This window comes from Nitrosomonas sp. Is79A3, assembly GCF_000219585.1.
GTDB lineage: Bacteria > Pseudomonadota > Gammaproteobacteria > Burkholderiales > Nitrosomonadaceae > Nitrosomonas.
Map to the genome: position 1 here is coordinate 369,875 of NC_015731.1, position 15,567 is coordinate 385,441.

15 protein-coding genes and 1 tRNA gene are annotated in these 15,567 nt (G+C 43.7%); 5 read left to right on the top strand and 11 right to left on the bottom strand.

From position 1 onward, the window contains the following. Nucleotides 1–39: 39 nt before the first annotated feature. Nucleotides 40–1,344: an IS5 family transposase gene (locus tag NIT79A3_RS01650; RefSeq protein WP_013964526.1), complete on the bottom strand. Its 1,305-nt coding sequence runs from the start codon at nucleotides 1,342–1,344 to the stop codon at nucleotides 40–42. A gap of 178 nt (nucleotides 1,345–1,522) precedes the next feature. Here NIT79A3_RS01650 and NIT79A3_RS01655 point away from each other — a divergent pair, with 178 nt between their 5' ends. The 4 genes from NIT79A3_RS01655 to NIT79A3_RS01670 all read left to right on the top strand — a co-directional run bounded on the left by NIT79A3_RS01655 (nucleotide 1,523) and on the right by NIT79A3_RS01670 (nucleotide 5,382). Further along, entirely contained in the window at nucleotides 1,523–1,810 is a 288-nt protein-coding gene (locus tag NIT79A3_RS01655; RefSeq protein ID WP_348225686.1) for a hypothetical protein, read from the top strand. Between the two features lie 293 nt (nucleotides 1,811–2,103). Continuing rightward, nucleotides 2,104–2,709 (top strand): translesion error-prone DNA polymerase V autoproteolytic subunit, encoded by a 606-nt coding sequence (gene umuD, locus NIT79A3_RS01660; RefSeq protein ID WP_013964528.1) that lies wholly within the window; start codon nucleotides 2,104–2,106, stop codon nucleotides 2,707–2,709. Then, nucleotides 2,706–4,097, top strand: a complete 1,392-nt coding sequence (locus NIT79A3_RS01665; protein WP_013964529.1) for a 3'-5' exonuclease family protein — start codon at nucleotides 2,706–2,708, stop codon at nucleotides 4,095–4,097. The genes umuD and NIT79A3_RS01665 overlap by 4 nt, the downstream gene beginning before the upstream one ends. Then, complete coding sequence (locus tag NIT79A3_RS01670) at nucleotides 4,090–5,382, top strand: Y-family DNA polymerase (RefSeq protein ID WP_013964530.1); 1,293 nt, start codon at nucleotides 4,090–4,092, stop codon at nucleotides 5,380–5,382. Before NIT79A3_RS01665 ends, NIT79A3_RS01670 begins: the two co-directional genes overlap by 8 nt. A gap of 45 nt (nucleotides 5,383–5,427) precedes the next feature. On the opposite strand, the gene NIT79A3_RS01675 is transcribed toward NIT79A3_RS01670, so the two are convergent. The 8 genes from NIT79A3_RS01675 to ftsY all read right to left on the bottom strand — a co-directional run bounded on the left by NIT79A3_RS01675 (nucleotide 5,428) and on the right by ftsY (nucleotide 12,727). Next, nucleotides 5,428–5,928, bottom strand: coding sequence for an RNase H family protein (locus tag NIT79A3_RS01675; protein ID WP_013964531.1), 501 nt, complete (start codon nucleotides 5,926–5,928; stop codon nucleotides 5,428–5,430). Nucleotides 5,929–6,563: 635 nt separating this feature from the next. Continuing rightward, nucleotides 6,564–7,115, bottom strand: a complete 552-nt coding sequence (locus tag NIT79A3_RS19265) for a PEP-CTERM sorting domain-containing protein (RefSeq protein WP_013964532.1) — start codon at nucleotides 7,113–7,115, stop codon at nucleotides 6,564–6,566. Between the two features lie 582 nt (nucleotides 7,116–7,697). Next, nucleotides 7,698–8,915, bottom strand: a complete 1,218-nt coding sequence (locus NIT79A3_RS01685) for an integrase arm-type DNA-binding domain-containing protein (protein ID WP_013964533.1) — start codon at nucleotides 8,913–8,915, stop codon at nucleotides 7,698–7,700. A gap of 135 nt (nucleotides 8,916–9,050) precedes the next feature. Continuing rightward, nucleotides 9,051–9,143: transfer RNA gene (locus NIT79A3_RS01690), tRNA-Ser, on the bottom strand. Nucleotides 9,144–9,214: 71 nt separating this feature from the next. Next, on the bottom strand, nucleotides 9,215–10,060 hold the full coding sequence (gene rpoH / locus NIT79A3_RS01695; RefSeq protein WP_013964534.1) for an RNA polymerase sigma factor RpoH: 846 nt from the start codon (nucleotides 10,058–10,060) through the stop codon (nucleotides 9,215–9,217). 112 nt (nucleotides 10,061–10,172) lie between these two features. Further along, entirely contained in the window at nucleotides 10,173–11,084 is a 912-nt protein-coding gene (gene ftsX, locus NIT79A3_RS01700; protein ID WP_013964535.1) for a permease-like cell division protein FtsX, read from the bottom strand. Next, entirely contained in the window at nucleotides 11,081–11,734 is a 654-nt protein-coding gene (ftsE, locus tag NIT79A3_RS01705) for a cell division ATP-binding protein FtsE (protein WP_013964536.1), read from the bottom strand. The genes ftsX and ftsE overlap by 4 nt, the downstream gene beginning before the upstream one ends. 24 nt (nucleotides 11,735–11,758) lie before the next feature. Beyond that, on the bottom strand, nucleotides 11,759–12,727 hold the full coding sequence (gene ftsY / locus NIT79A3_RS01710; protein ID WP_348225687.1) for a signal recognition particle-docking protein FtsY: 969 nt from the start codon (nucleotides 12,725–12,727) through the stop codon (nucleotides 11,759–11,761). Between the two features lie 133 nt (nucleotides 12,728–12,860). Here ftsY and NIT79A3_RS01715 point away from each other — a divergent pair, with 133 nt between their 5' ends. After that, nucleotides 12,861–14,264 (top strand): pitrilysin family protein, encoded by a 1,404-nt coding sequence (locus tag NIT79A3_RS01715; protein ID WP_013964538.1) that lies wholly within the window; start codon nucleotides 12,861–12,863, stop codon nucleotides 14,262–14,264. Between the two features lie 95 nt (nucleotides 14,265–14,359). Here the strand turns inward: NIT79A3_RS01715 and NIT79A3_RS01720 are convergent, their stop codons facing one another. Together NIT79A3_RS01720 and orn are read right to left on the bottom strand one after the other, a co-directional pair. After that, a complete protein-coding gene (locus tag NIT79A3_RS01720; protein ID WP_013964539.1) occupies nucleotides 14,360–14,743 on the bottom strand; it encodes an EF-hand domain-containing protein in 384 nt (127 codons plus the stop codon). A 137-nt stretch (nucleotides 14,744–14,880) separates the two neighbouring features. After that, nucleotides 14,881–15,426, bottom strand: coding sequence for an oligoribonuclease (gene orn / locus NIT79A3_RS01725; protein ID WP_041360058.1), 546 nt, complete (start codon nucleotides 15,424–15,426; stop codon nucleotides 14,881–14,883). Nucleotides 15,427–15,567: the final 141 nt, after the last annotated feature.

A 15,567-nucleotide genomic window follows, 5' to 3' on the forward strand; every position in this document is an offset into this window, starting at 1 on the left:
CGCCTACTAAAATGCATGCCCTGGTAATTTAAATTTCCATCAAGGAATCCGATAAATTTGCAGTTTCCGCCATGGGAAAAAGAGCCAAAAAATGGCCAGCAGCCATTGTTTCAGATTCCAGGCGGCAGCAGCCATCAGCAGGTTGATGCGATCGCCAATAGCGCCTTTCAGATAGTTCCTCGCCATTCGATAATCCGATTTCAGGTGGCCGATAATGGGTTCAATCGCGGCACGCCTCCTGCACTGTTTTCGCTTCTTGTCTTTCTGGTATCGGGTATCTTTCTTGAGTCCTTTTCCGGGCAAAATGATCTGGGTTCCATTGACTTCACGTTTGCCGCGGTAGCCGCGATCGCATACGGCTTGCTTGGCTGCTTTCCCACGCGAAATCTCAACATGACGCAAGATCTCTGGTAACGTATTGCTGTCATGCAGATTCTGTTCGTGACTGATTACGCCGACGATCAGATTACCTTTTGCGGTACTGGCGACCGATGCCTTGCTGCCGTACTCATATTGTTTGTGGTCTTTCCCCTTGGCGACACAGTACACTTGCGGTTCGTGCAATGAGTAGATCTTGTTCTTATCGTTTTGCTGTTGCCGTAATACGCGCTCATACAATAGAAAGTCCCGTTGATAGCATTCAAACAGACAGTGCTGCGGTAATTCCCTCCTGAGTTCCCGTATCAATACACCTGCAATGGTTCTGAGCCGCTTTAATGCGCGTTTGGCCTTAGCTCTTTTCTTCACGTGCCGGTAGTACCGAATATCCAGGCGCAGTGACTTCACTTCTTTGACGAAAGTACGCCGCTGTGAAATGCCGTGGGCGGGGCCAATCTTGTTGAGGCGATTGATAATCTTGATCGCTAGTTTGCTATCTGTCGGGTACGTGATGTTCTTCTCATGCACAGTCGTGTCAACATGAACCACATCTTCCAGCGCTGATTCCCCATGCAAACCAACGCTCATCCGGAAAATCCGCTCTACACCCTGCGCACCTATGCGCTTGCGAAAATGTACCAGCTCCGTGCTATGGCAAGGCAGCTTCTGCTGGAATTCTTTCATGCCGCAAAAAGCCTGGTAATAAGGATTGCGCTTCCACTGCAATACTATCGATTCGTCACTCAGATTCTCTAACTGCTTCAGTATCAATAACCCAACCATCAGCCGGATCGGCTTACTCGGCGCACCTGCCGCCGCCGCGTAATGGATGGAAAATGATTCCTCAAATTCTTGCCAGGGTATCGCTGATGCAAGCTTCAGCAACGGATCATTGGGATCAAGTTGCATCAACAAATCTGTTCCAAACAAATTCGGTTGATGAATCGTACCGCTACGTCTTAGCATTTTTAATCACCATTTCGACCAGAAAACACTTGGATATTTTAACATTTCCGGTCGTTATGGGCATTAAGAATCAGATCATTCAAGCATAGTATCAAGTGCTTGTGGATATTTCAGGGCTGACTATTTAGGTATGTTGCTCTCCATAGAACTTATTACATGCAATCAAATGAATGAGTAATTGCATGTCAGCTATACTCTATCTATGTGCGGCGGCATACAATACCAGGATCATAAAATCTACTTTCCTCAACCAGATGCCAGACTCCCAGTATTGCTTCGGCATGGTGGCGTAACTTGGGTCATCTGGGGCAAACGTAAGATAGAAGGCTCAGGCAAATTCCCCAATGGCGGCTGGGCACGTATCGACTCCATCAAGTCTGGAAAATGGAAATCTTGGCATCCCAGACCTGTATTAATCCCTGCTGAAAGCTTCATGGAAAAAGACCACGATAAACAATCCCACTGAATAATTCTAGCGTCGGAGATGGCTATTCAGGCGTTACTAGCTGAAAGAAACTGGAACAGAGAGTGTATGTGATTACAGAAGAGACACCATCTGAATATCATTGGATTCATGATCGCTGGCCTCGTTTGATCAAAGTATCAGATCCAAAACCATCAACTTCCGACGAAATCTAGCAGTTAACTTTCTATTATCGGAATTTCACTTTCATTGTTATTGTTATTGTAGATTTGACATCGCTACGGCTGGTATGTTTGAATGCCGTTTCATATATCAAACATGGAGCCATTCGGAAAATGCCAAATCGTGGCGGAAAAAGAGAAAATGCAGGCAGGCCTCTTGGTCAGGGTAAATATGGCGAACCGACGGTTACAATGCGTATACCCCAAAGTCAGGGAGCCACCATCAAAAACTTTCTGGACGCATACCAGCGTAAAAGAACAGACTCCGCTAGTGAAGCAACTAACGTGGATGAGTTTCTTATTCCTTCCATTAGCGATCAACCGACCTTGTTACCACTTTTTTCCACCAAAGTGGCGGCAGGTTTCCCCAGTCCGGCAGATGATCATGTCGAGAAAAGCCTCGATGTCAGTGAATTTCTGATTGATCATGCTGCATCGACGTTCTTTGTTACGATCAAGGGAGATTCGATGATAGATGTCGGTTTACTGCCGGGCGATAAAGTTGTGGTAGATAGATCAAAGACACCAGGCATCGGTGACATTGTGCTTGCAGTGGTGGATCGTGAATTCACCATTAAAATCTTTGATTACGGGGCGAACAAAATGCCCAGGCTTATGCCAGCCAATTCATCAGGTGCTTACAAACCCATTTACATTCGGCCCAATACGCAATTTGAGATTTTTGGTGTCGTGATAGGATCATTCCGCCGTTTCAAATGAGTACGTTGTTGCCGTGTTATGTATTGCTGGATCTGGAAACAACGGGTGCTACCCCAACTCAAGATCGTATCACTGAGATAGGCTTAATCCGTTATGAGAACGGTATTGAAGTCGGCCGTTGGACTACGCTCATCAATCCAGAAGTCAGTATCTCACCATTCATTCAGCGATTGACCGGCATAACCCAAAGCATGGTAAAAAATGCGCCGACTTTCTTTGAAATTCGCAACATCCTGCTAGATTGGGTCGATGATGCCGTTTTGTGTGCTCACAATGTACGTTTCGATTATGGTTTCCTCAAAAACGAATTCAAGCGCATTGGCATTACATTCCAGAAAAAACTCTTGTGCACGGTCAAACTTTCAAGAAAGCTATACCCGCAACATAAAGGACATGGCTTAGATGCCATTATAGAAAGATTCAAACTGGTTTGTGAGAACCGCCACCGGGCCATGGGTGATACAGAAATGATGGCAGCGTTTATTGCTGCGGCCTTCAATGAATTAGGGGAATATTCTGTTCAGGAAGTTGCTCTGGCATTACTGAAACAGCAAGCCATTCCGGCTAATCTCGATCAACTTGAAATCAATGCCATACCGGACACCTTTGGTGTTTATTTATTCCATGGTGAAAGTGCACTGCTGTATGTCGGTAAAAGTGTTACTTTGAGAACGCGTGTGCTCAGTCACTTTCAGGGTGATCATAGCTCAGCCAAGGAAATGCGCATTGCCCAAGAAATCAAGCGAATCGAGTACCGGGTCACCAGTGGAGAGCTTGGAGCCTTGCTATTAGAATCGCGCTTGATTAAAGAATATCAGCCTATCCACAATCGGCAGCTCAGACGTGAGAGACAATTATGCGCATGGCAGATTTCTGATGATCCTGCGGCCCGGCCATTGGTTACCTTGATTTATGAAAGTGATATCGACTGGACTACCTTAAATAATGTTTATGGCACTTTCAAAACCAAACGACAAGCACTGGAGATTCTAAATAAGCTTGCCGATGAACATGAGTTATGTGATAAGGCATTAGGGCTGGAAAAAGGCCCTGGCGTGTGTTTTGCGCATCAATTAAAGCACTGTAAAGGATTATGCGCGGACAAAGAATCTGCGGAATCTCATCGCTTACGCCTTTTGATAGCTTTAAGTGGTTACAAGCTTTTAGCGTGGCCATTTGATGGTCGCATCGGGATTAGAGAGCATAATCCGGATAATGACATGACAGAAGTGCATGTCTTTGACCAATGGTGTCATCTTGGCACAGTTAGAGATCATCAGGAGTTTGATGAAATAGCGACTCATCCTCATTTTGACCGTGATACTTACCGCTATCTGCTGAAATTCCTGAACCGCAAAGATGTGGAAGTGATCACATTGCATGGATAAGCATAACCGCTCCATCGCATTAATTGACGTGAACAACTTCTATGTCAGTTGCGAACGGGTATTCAATCCCAAACTTGAAGACAAACCTGTTGTGGTGCTATCCAACAATGACGGTTGCGCGGTTGCCAGAAGCAACGAAGTCAAAACGCTGGGGGTCAAAATGGGGCAGCCATGGTTTCAGCTAAAAGACTTGGCCCAGAAACACGGAATCATTGCCTATTCATCCAATTATGTGCTGTATGCCGACATGAGCAATCGCGTCATGAGCATACTGTCAATGTTCAGTCCAAACCAGGAAATTTATTCCATTGATGAATGCTTTCTTGATCTGACTGGATTCAGAAAACAAAACCAGATTCTCTATGGTCAGCATATCCGTCAGCGGATCAAGCAATGGACGGGATTGCCGGTTTGTGTCGGGATAGGATCAACCAAGACACTTGCCAAGCTTGCTAACCACATTGCCAAAAAGAATCCTGAGTTCAATGGTGTGTGCGATCTGAACGCCATGTCACCACAGCAGCAAGATGAATGGTTCAGCAAAATTGAAGTCGGTGAAATATGGGGCATTGGCAGACGGCTTGCACCCAAACTGCATGAAATAGGCATTAAAACCGTGCTGGATCTCAAAACAGCGTCGCCATCGCAACTGCGCGCCCGTTTCTCGGTTGTGATGGAGAAAACCATTCGCGAAATCAATGGCACTGCCTGTATCGAACTGGAAGAAATCAATCCACCGAAAAAACAGATTGTCAGTTCCCGCTCGTTCGGCATTCCTGTATCCGATCTGGCTAGTCTGGAAGAATCGGTGTCGCTCTACATTAGCCGTGCCGCAGAAAAATTACGAAGACAACAATCCTATGCTGGATCGGTGCATGTCAATATTCGCACCAGTCCATTCAATGAGAAAGAACCTTATTACGCCAACGGCATGACGATTGCGTTGCCAAGACAAACGGACGATACGAGATTGCTGACCAAAGTTGCGCTATGGGGATTACGCAAAATTTATCGCAGCGGTTATCTGTATCAGAAAGCGGGCGTGATGCTGTCTGAACTGGTACCGAGGCAATACCGGCAACTGGATCTCTTCGGTTCGGTATCAGCAGCAGATAATCAATCCAGCAAGTTGATGAGTGTCATGGATCAAATCAATGCTCGTATGGGTCGAGGCACTTTGAAATTAGCATCCGAAGGTTTTAAACAGCCCTGGAAGATGAAGCAGGGTAACAAGAGCCCTAATTACACCACGAACTGGGATGAATTGATTTGTGTTACGAAATGATCGGCAGATCGGCTAACAGTTTACCATTCAATACTTTATTTTATTTCATTCCATGTGCTGAAAATCTCTTCGTAGCGAACGCCTGGATGCTTCATCGACCAAATCAAATAGTTTACCAATCTCATTCTTTCTACTAGATGGCTGATGTCCTATCACCTTAACAAACTCGCAAGTTAAACTGGAGTTCAATCGATAGAATTCTTGGTACAGCTCATAATTATGAAGTTGTTTGTTTTTACTAGAGAAATAATCACTTGCTTCAAGACGGGTACGCCTTCCCGGCAGACCAATAATGTTCTGTGAATCTGTATAAACCGTCAAAACCATGTCGCTACCACTGTCTAAAGCAATCGTTTCACTCAATGCCCACAGCAATGTTTGCAATTCCAATTTAGTCGAGCTGGTTTGTTCAAAACGCCTCACCCTCACCGTATCTTTTAGCGATTCTATAGCTGTATCTAGCTCAGACACCGCAAGGTAAGCACCGTATCCAATCTTTAATTGGTTATTAACACTACCGTCGATAAAAATATGCAAATAAAGCATATTGGAAAATTCCGCTTAAAACCAAAATTCAAAGTATCACACTCTACTCGCACTCGGTCTTACTGATCCAGAGCATTCTCATTTCCCCGCAACCGCACATCCAAAGCGGCCCGACTATCGATAGCAACTTCATGAATCGTATCGACAAATAAATCCCCGATAGCCTCCCAATCCGAGCCCTTTCATACGTTTAGACATTTTCGCCGTTCCTTGCGGAAAATCTCTTTTATTTTCTGGCAGTTAAATTGGTTAAATCTCCACTTTCTCTAATCCACTCAAACAAGGAGGCCAATACTGTTAATCCTTTTCCCGATCCTTCAATCATTCACCACAAAGCAGGAGGTATTCAATGGCAAGACAGCCGAGACGCCGCTCTATACGCTATCTCAAATCAACGGGGTGACAAGCTGCCAGATTCACCGGAAGAACTTTGGATAAAACTGTTATTCAAAGACTCTAAGCATTGGTAAAATTGTACTCGCAGTGGTGGATCGTGAATTTACGTATTGAATCGTAAATCTTGAGTATTACTTGGAAATTTTGCTAGTTTTTGATTCAGAAATAACGATGCTTTTCGTATCCAAGAAACAAAAACGGGAGCCTAAACTCCCTTTCTGGATTAATCTAAATCTAAATTACACGATTGATTCTTTTTTGCGACGTGCCATGAAACCTAATAAGCCCAAACCTGCCAATAACATGGCGAATGTTTCTGGCTCAGGAACCGCTGATGTCGTAAAAACCAATTCACCAGCTTTGAAACCTTGGCCTTCCCAGTTTACATAGAGGTGATCTGCATCAAAGCTTAAGAAAGGAGTAGTCCCTGTAGAACTGGTATTTGAGAGTATGCTAAACGATGTAAATGGTGCCATCGTAGAGAGTGCATCACTTACAACAAATCCATTGAAACTAGCAGGAAGTAAAGTAAAATTCGAAAAGAAACTAACTACAAACCCATCTCCACTGAAATCTAATGTTCCAAAAACATCGACGACATTATGTACTTCCACGCTAGAGTCAACGAAATAATTCCCATTAGCTAAGCCAGCATAAGGACTGCTTAGATCTGGAAAAAAGTATTGGACATTTACCGTCTGACCATCGAATACCCCTGCGTTAGCAACCCCTGCTCCCAAACTAATACAGAGAACAGCAGCGACTGCTGTCGATCTTAAAGAACTTTTCATTTGTATACCCCTTTTATTATATAACTTCTTGCTTTCTTATGTACTCTTAAAATATTTTGCATATATTACAATATAAACTTTCTTTGTAGTACATTTGTCCTATAGTAATAGTCGAAGAAATATGATTTTGTCAGAAATAGAAGTGGCTCCAATACTTATAAAGAAGCCAATTTTTAAGATAATTTTGAAGTGCTTATTTATAACCGTGGAGATAATCGGCAAACGTTGGTAACAGTTACCAGTGAAGACCTAAAATTATGCGAAACAACGCAACGGAATTACGTTAAAAAGATCTAATTTCAATCTTGATAGATGAGAAAAAGGCACTCAAGGACATAATAAACGCAGGAAATTCTTTTAAATCAAAAGAATATCAATATATTTTAAAATGAAATAGCGTATTAACCAGACCTTATTTTATTTTAAAAATAATAATTGTTACGCACTATTTGTCCCTCTTTATTGCCTGTTGTTTCTCTGCAGTGTAACCCCGTTCCGGTGCAGTAAATTATTAACCGATATAAGTATTTGTTTTTATGATGCTGTTGCGCGGAATCGAACTGCGGACCTACTGATTACGAATCACAGGTTCAGCGCACGCCGCTTATTGTTTTCGAAGAACTCTTGGTCGATCTTAAAATTGGAGCGGTTATCAATATAGTCTCCCCACTTCACCATTAACTCACGTCGCTTTTCGAATAAATCACTTCTCCGGTAAGCAGCCTCGGTCTGATTCTGAACCGAGTGAGCTAGCGCAGCTTCACATACGTCCCGTGGAAAATTGGTTTTGTCACCACACCAATCACGAAATGAACTTCGTAGGCCATGCACAGTAGCTTTGGGATAGGATACGATTTTTAGTGTTTTACTAACTGCTACATCACTGAGCTTTTGACCAAACACCATGCCATCATTCCCGGATTTATATTTTTCTAATTTGGTAAGTATTTCCAAGCACTCATTAGTTAACGGTACACGATGCTCTCGACCCGATTTCATTCGATTGGGTGGTATTGTCCATGTCTTTGTAGTCATGTTAATTTCATCCCAAGTCATTCCACGGGCTTCTGAACTTCTGCAAGCCGTCAGGGCTATCCACCTAACGCAATATGCACTCATGCAGTCTTTAGCACGTAGTGCCTGCATAACTTCTAGCAGCTGCATATACGGAATCGCATTGAAATGGACAACAGGGGATACTTTCTTGGGTGCTGCAAATACGTGATCTAAACAACCTTTCCATCGAGCAGGGTTACTTTTATCAATATCCTCATGAAGAAAAGCGTAATCCAGCACAACTTCTATTCGCTGCCTTACCCTTGAAGCAGTTTCCGTCTTATCTTTCCAAATCGGATTGAGTACAGCTTTGACATCATCCACGCCAATATCTGTTATGGATTTATCGCCTATGAATGGAAATGCATATTGCTTTAGCGTGTTTGTCCATTGGCTTGCATGTTTACTATTTCGCCAGCCAGCCTTTTTATGCTCTATGCATTCGAGAGCATAATCAGAAAAAGTCTTGCTAGGCTTTTCTATCCGTAATACTACTTTTGGGGATTGTCCTCGTGCGATTGCACGCCGCATGTTACTAGCTATCTCTCGTGCCTCAGCAAGCGTTCTATCATTTGTTGAGCCTAATCCAAGCTCGATTGCCCGGCCATTCTGCTTATATCGGAATACCCAGCTACGAGAGCCAGAATCTCTTACCCGTAAAAGTAGATTATTGCCGTCTGAGTGTGTGCCAGGTGGGAGTGAATTAATTTGTACAGCTTTTAGCTTTTTGACTTCTTTCGCCATCTCGTCTTGCCATCCGTCTTACCAGAAAAGTTGGGTGGTAGTATATTTCATGAGACAGCTTTGGACAAACATTTAAGTAAATATATTGATTTATCGACTTATTTATACTTCTTTGTATTTCTTTGGATGATTTATTGGCGGAGAGGATGGGATTCGAACCCATGTGCCAAGTTACCCTGACCAACTGATTTCGAGTCAGCGCCGTTGTGACCGCTTCGGTACCTCTCCGGTTGCTGGAAATATACACCCGTTTGATCATTTTAGATCAAACGGGTGTATAACTGATACAAATTCTATTTTTAAGCACCCACTGCCATAACACCGCGCATTTTCTGTAGTGCTTTCACTTCAATCTGACGGATGCGTTCCGCTGATACGCCCAACTCATCAGCCAGATCATGCAAAGTAGCCGTATCTTTTTCCCTTAACCAGCGGGCTTCGATAATGTGACGGCTGCGATCATCTAAGCAAGCCAGCGATTGCTGTAAGCCTTTTTCACGCAAGCTGATTATCTGTTCTTTTTCTAGAATTTGCGAAGGCTCTGCACCGTCTGTCAGATAGCTGATCGGACTGAATGTATCATCTTCATCATCAGACATCGGCTCCAACGAAATATCCGAACCGTTGAATCGCTTTTCCATTTCAACCACTTCTTCAGATTTAACACCGAGCTGAGTGGCCATCGCTTCCACTTCCTGCGGGTTCATCGTATCCAAACCTTGTTTCATGCTGCGCAAGTTAAAGAACAATTTACGTTGCTGCTTGGTAGTAGCTATTTTAACCAAGCGCCAGTTACGCATAATAAATTCATGAATTTCAGCTTTAATCCAATGCACCGCAAAAGATACCAAGCGTACACCACGTTCAGGGTCAAAACGTTTGACTGCCTTCATTAGACCGATATTGCCTTCCTGGATCAAATCAGCTTGTGGAAGACCATAACCTTTGTAACCGCGCGCTATTGCGACTACAAAACGCAGATGCGATAGTATTAGATTTTGCGCAGCTTCAATATCACCATGATTCCACAGGCGTCGCGCCAAGCTGCTCTCTTCCTCTTGGGAAAGAATAGGAAAAGAATTGGCAGACTGAATATAACTTTCAAGACTTCCTCCCAATGAAGGGAGCGTTAAAGCATTCGTCATTATAATAATCTCCTGATTATGGTTTGTGCTTAACTTTATCTTTCGAATTTATTTTAGCACTCTGCTGCTAAGAGTGCCAAACTTTTAAAAAGTTTCGTTACCAAGTCTTCACTTATCTAGGCTCTATTTGCCAGAGATGGCTTGCAACGGATAGGCGCGCGCCAAGCCATCCCAACCAGGCTGAAAACAATAACAAGCTGATGCTATCGGATGGAGAAAGTTGCTGGAGTTGTAGATCAAAGTCATAAAGTTGCGCAAGTGGAATGAGCTCTTCATTCATCGCTTGGATAGCCAATGTCATGATAAGCCATGCGGTAGCACCGCTCACCAACCCCTGAATGGCCCCGAAATAAAGAAAAGGGCGCCGGATGAAGCTGTCGGTTGCGCCTATTAATTTGGATATCTCGATTTCATCCCGCTTAGTTAGGATTTGTAAGCGGATAGTGTTGAACATGATAGCGATTATTGCGACGCTCAGTAGAGTTGTTAGCATTAACACAACGAATCGCCCCAGCTTAAGCAATGCATTTAAGCGTTCGATCCAAGCAGAGTCAAATTGCACATGTTCTATTTCCGGCCAGCGTTGTATTGTTACGCGCAGTTGTTCCAAAACTTCAGATGTGTTCTCCGGGGTGTGCACAATGAAGGCATCCGGAAGTGGATTGTGCACCAGGCTACTGGTGATATCAGTAAGTCCGTTACTTTGTTGCAACTGCTGCAGTGCGATATCTTTCGGAATGAACTGGAGGCTTACGATTTGTGAATTTTCTTCTAGCCGCTGCTTGACTCTTTCAATATCTTCATTCTTCACATGCAGTTTAAGAAACAAACTCATTTGCGCAGAACTCGCCGATTGTCCGGAAATGGAACTCAGATTTTCCATAAGTACGTAAATACCCGCTGGCAAACTCAGAGCAATGCCCATCACGACAACACTGAGCAAACTGGTAACAGGCGTAGCAATCAGTCGTTTGAGTGTGAGCAAGAATACAAATCCGTGTTGCATCAACCATGCACGTATCATACTGCCAATTTTCCTTGTTTCAATGACAAAATACGATGTTCCGTGTCTCTCAATAAGGATGCGTCATGAGTTGCAATCAGCACCGTGACACCCACCTGATTGAATGATGTGAACATTGACATAATATCCTGGGCATACTCAATATCCAGATTACCGGTTGGTTCATCCGCGATGAGAATACTCGGACGATGAACCACTGCACGCGCAATACATAATCGCTGTCTTTCTCCGCCTGATAATGCAATGGGCATAGCTTTTTCTTTTTTTAATAAACCGACTTTATCAAGCGCAGCGCGTACACGGCCAGCCACTGTTTTGTTATCGAAGTTACTGATTTGCAGTGGCAATAATACATTGTCAAAAACATTGCGATCGAACAAGAGCTTGTGATCTTGAAAAATAAAACCGATTTTGCGGCGCAAATACGGGATAGCGCCCGGTTTGAGCTGCGCGATGTTTTGCCCGCTAATCGTAATCGTGCCGGAAGTCGGTCGCTCTATCGCAGCTATCAACTTTAATAACGTGCTTTTACCCGCACCTGAGTGACCGGTGAGAAACACCATTTCACCGGATTCAACCGTAAGATCAATGTTATTTAGTGCAACATAACCATCCGGATAACGTTTAGAGACATTCTTGAAGATGATCATGTTACCGCCATATACTGATAACCATCAATCAAACATCGCTTCGACAAACTCTCTGGCGTCAAATGGTCTTAAATCATCCAATCCTTCACCAACACCAACAAAACGCAATGCCGGGGGATTCTGTGGATATTGCCCGGCAATGGCTGCTACCACCCCGCCTTTGGCGGTACCATCCAGTTTGGTCAGAACTAAACCGGTTACATTCAGTGCTTCATCAAAGGCTTTAACCTGTGTAACTGCATTCTGCCCGGTATTGGCATCCAGAACCAGCAATACTTCGTGTGGTGCATCTGGCATCGCTTTGGCTATCACACGTTTTACTTTTCTAATCTCTTCCATTAAATGCAATTGCGTGGTCAAACGTCCGGCGGTGTCTGCCAGCACAATATCGATACCCCGTGCTTTGGCCGAATTGACCGCATCAAAAATCACTGCTGCCGGGTCACTTTTTTTAGCTGGATCACTATCCGGTGCGATCACGGTGATATTGTTCCGTTCGCCCCATACAATCAGTTGTTCGCGTGCCGCTGCGCGGAAAGTATCACCGGCGGCCAGCAATACCGATTTGCCTTGTGATTGAAAATATTTGGCTAGTTTACCAATCGAAGTTGTTTTTCCCACGCCATTGACACCTGTTATCATAATGACAAAAGGTTTTTGTATCGTGGTGTCAAATGGTTGAACAAGCGGTTCCAGCATAGCGATGAGGGATTCCTTAAGTGCTTGTTTTAATTGCATGGAATCCGTTAATGCGTCGCGCCTCACTTGTTTGCGCAGATCTTCAAGTAATTGATGGGTTGCGTTAACCCCAATGTCGGAGGTTAACAAAATAGTTTCCAGTTCTTCATAAAGCGCCTCATCTATCTTGCCGCCACCGAATAGATTTGATAGTTGTTTACCCAAATTCTGCCGGGTGCGCGAAAGGCCTTGTTTGAGCTTGCTTGCTAAGCTCACTGATTCATCAGGTTTGGATTCAGACTCAGTGTCAGGCATAACCACTGTTTCAGAGGGGTCCTCAGGATTCTTTTTGGATTTAAAAAAACTAAACATTCTGGTAGGCTCTAATATGCATTGCAATTCTCAAAGCTTAATTTTATTCTGTTTACTCACATTTAGGTTAGTAAAAATGAAACCTGATCACCGTACTAATTTATTCCGCTATTTTTCATTTTCCCGATTGTTACTATTATCGAGTTTGTTAATCTCACTGCCCACATTTGCCAATCCGCATGAGTATATACTCGACAATGGCTTGAAACTGATTGTAAAACAGGATCATCGCTCCCCGGTCGTGGTCTCACAGATCTGGTACAAAACGGGAAGCATTGACGAATTAAATGGCGTGACCGGTGTTGCCCATGTGTTGGAACATATGATGTTTAAAGGCACAGAAAAAGTGCCTAATGGTGAATTTTCAAAGAAAATCGCCGCTGCGGGCGGGCGAGAAAATGCTTTTACCAGTTACGATTACACCGGTTATTATCAGCAATTACACAAACGCAGTTTGCCCATGGCAATGGAATTGGAGTCGGACCGTATGCGTAACCTGATTCTGACCGAGGAAGAGTTTGCAAAAGAAATCAAAGTGGTCATGGAAGAAAGGCGGCTGCGCACGGATGATCAAGCGCGTGCGCTGCTGTATGAAAAAATGATGGCCATGGCTTACCAGTCGCACCCATACAAAAACCCCATTATTGGCTGGATGAATGATCTGGAAAATATGCGCGTAGAAGATGCGCAAGAGTGGTATGACCGCTGGTATGCGCCAAATAATGCAATACTGGTTGTGGTCGGTGATGTTGATGCGGAGGAAGTGTTCAAACTGGCACAAAAAAACTACGGTCTTATTCAAAAGCGCCCTTTATTACCGATAGATGCTCGCAAACCACAAACTGAGCCGCCCCAGGTGGGCACTAAAAGAATAACCGTGAAAGCGCCGGCAGAATTGCCTTATCTTATTATGGGATATCACGCACCGACAATTAGAAATGTAACAGCAGACTGGGAGCCTTACGCGCTGGAAATACTGGAGGGCGTACTGGATGGTAATGCTTCAGCCAGACTGAACAAGTCATTGGTACGCGAGAATCAAGTTGCTAATTCCGCAAGCGCTGGTTATGGCGCGATGGCCCGCGGTCCGGGCATTTTTTTTCTCAGTGCGGTGCCGCGTGCCGGTAAAACGGTGGTAGAACTGGAACAGGCGTTGCGCGGCGAGATTGAGAAAATTATTAAAGAAGGTGTCACGGAAGAAGAGCTTGCCCGGGTTAAAGCACAGGTTGTCGCTAGCCATGTGTATCAACGTGATTCCATTTATTCGCAAGCCATGCAGCTTGGAAGACTGGAAAGTATGGGATTATCTTTTCGTGACATTGATACCATACTGGAAAAGTTGAAAGCGGTCACTGCCGAACAAATTCGTGATGTAACCAAAAAATATTTCAATGATGATAGTTTGACAGTAGCCGTGTTAGACCCGCAACCCTTGGAAAAAAAATTGCCAGCTAAGGCACCGGCTGGACTAAGACATTGAGTTGATCGAATTCATTGAATGATCTGACAGTTACTTTAATAAATTAAGCTACTGTCAGATCAAAAATGCGGTTTTTTTAGCTTGTCACGCAGCACTTATTTTTTTGCATCGCCATGGTCATGGTCACCAGCTTTTTGCTGGTCATGTTTGTGCATATGATTCATCATGCCGTGCATCTCTGTTTCATCCAAAAAACCATCTTTATTGGTGTCCTTTTTTTCAAACTTGGCTTCATGGTGTTTTATGAACTCTTCCTTACTGATCTTGCCATCTTTATTGAGATCAACTGAGGACATCATGTGTTGACATTGATGTTCATGGTGATCACCGGATTTCATGTCGCCATGGCCTGATGCTTGTCCGCCTTGGTGTTGGTGGCCGCTATCTTTAGTGGCAGCAGCGGAAGCCGTTGTTGCACCGAACGTAAATAAAAAAACAGTTCCAGCAGCGATAGCAATCAAATTTCTTTTGTGGAGCATCTTGTTTCTCCTAGTAAGTAATGAGTGAAAGATAAAATTTTCTTTCCATTTTTTAGAAATGAACATCCCGAGAAAATTCGAAAAGCTGCTTCAATACTAACGTAATACTGTAAGAAAGCGTAAATAATGATGCGGTTTCAAGCAACAATAAAATGTTGGCGGTAATACTTAAGTTCGTTGATGGAGTCGTAAATATCCGCCAGTGCCTCGTGCTTACTTTCTTTGGTTAAGCCGGATGCTATTTCCGGTTTCCAGCGTTTGACCAGTTCTTTGAAGGTGCTGACATCGAGATTGCGATAATGGAAATACGCTTCCAACTGTGGCATGGTACGTACCATGAAGCGCCGATCCTGGCAGATTGAATTGCCACACATGGGAGATACACCGGAAGGCACATGCAATTTTAAAAATTCGATCATTTGCGCCTCCACTTCAACTTCGTTGAATCGAGAAGCTTTCACCTTGTCAATTAAACCCGATTTGGAATGTGTGGATCGATTCCATTTGTCCATGCCGTCCAGTATTTCATCCGATTGATGTACTGCCAAAACAGGACCTTCAGCAATTACATTTAATTGCGAGTCGGTGACAACCAAAGCCACTTCGATGATGCGATCAGTATCTGGGCTGAGCCCGGTCATTTCCATGTCGACCCAGATGAGGTTATTGTTGTCTTGTGCCATAATTATTTCTATATTTTTTGAATGCAATGTGTTTAATTGTGTCATATTGGCACTAGCCCGTCACTTTTATAACAAATAAGGAAATGACGATTCACTGCTGCAGCAATCATTTTCTGATGAATGAATCTAAACTTTAGAGTT

What these genes read in the sequence shown, in the direction of transcription:
- ftsY (WP_348225687.1), bottom strand. Translation starts at nt 12,727, where the DNA reads ATGCCTGACACTGAGTCTGAATCCAAACCTGATGAATCAGTGAGCTTA.
- NIT79A3_RS01670 (WP_013964530.1), top strand. Translation starts at nt 4,090, where the DNA reads ATGGATAAGCATAACCGCTCCATCGCATTAATTGACGTGAACAACTTC.
- NIT79A3_RS01665 (WP_013964529.1), top strand. Translation starts at nt 2,706, where the DNA reads ATGAGTACGTTGTTGCCGTGTTATGTATTGCTGGATCTGGAAACAACG.
- NIT79A3_RS01650 (WP_013964526.1), bottom strand. Translation starts at nt 1,344, where the DNA reads ATGCTAAGACGTAGCGGTACGATTCATCAACCGAATTTGTTTGGAACA.
- ftsE (WP_013964536.1), bottom strand. Translation starts at nt 11,734, where the DNA reads ATGATCATCTTCAAGAATGTCTCTAAACGTTATCCGGATGGTTATGTT.
- NIT79A3_RS19265 (WP_013964532.1), bottom strand. Translation starts at nt 7,115, where the DNA reads ATGAAAAGTTCTTTAAGATCGACAGCAGTCGCTGCTGTTCTCTGTATT.
- NIT79A3_RS01685 (WP_013964533.1), bottom strand. Translation starts at nt 8,915, where the DNA reads ATGGCGAAAGAAGTCAAAAAGCTAAAAGCTGTACAAATTAATTCACTC.
- ftsX (WP_013964535.1), bottom strand. Translation starts at nt 11,084, where the DNA reads ATGATACGTGCATGGTTGATGCAACACGGATTTGTATTCTTGCTCACA.
- orn (WP_041360058.1), bottom strand. Translation starts at nt 15,426, where the DNA reads ATGGCACAAGACAACAATAACCTCATCTGGGTCGACATGGAAATGACC.
- NIT79A3_RS01715 (WP_013964538.1), top strand. Translation starts at nt 12,861, where the DNA reads ATGAAACCTGATCACCGTACTAATTTATTCCGCTATTTTTCATTTTCC.
- NIT79A3_RS01675 (WP_013964531.1), bottom strand. Translation starts at nt 5,928, where the DNA reads ATGCTTTATTTGCATATTTTTATCGACGGTAGTGTTAATAACCAATTA.
- NIT79A3_RS01720 (WP_013964539.1), bottom strand. Translation starts at nt 14,743, where the DNA reads ATGCTCCACAAAAGAAATTTGATTGCTATCGCTGCTGGAACTGTTTTT.
- umuD (WP_013964528.1), top strand. Translation starts at nt 2,104, where the DNA reads ATGCCAAATCGTGGCGGAAAAAGAGAAAATGCAGGCAGGCCTCTTGGT.
- rpoH (WP_013964534.1), bottom strand. Translation starts at nt 10,060, where the DNA reads ATGACGAATGCTTTAACGCTCCCTTCATTGGGAGGAAGTCTTGAAAGT.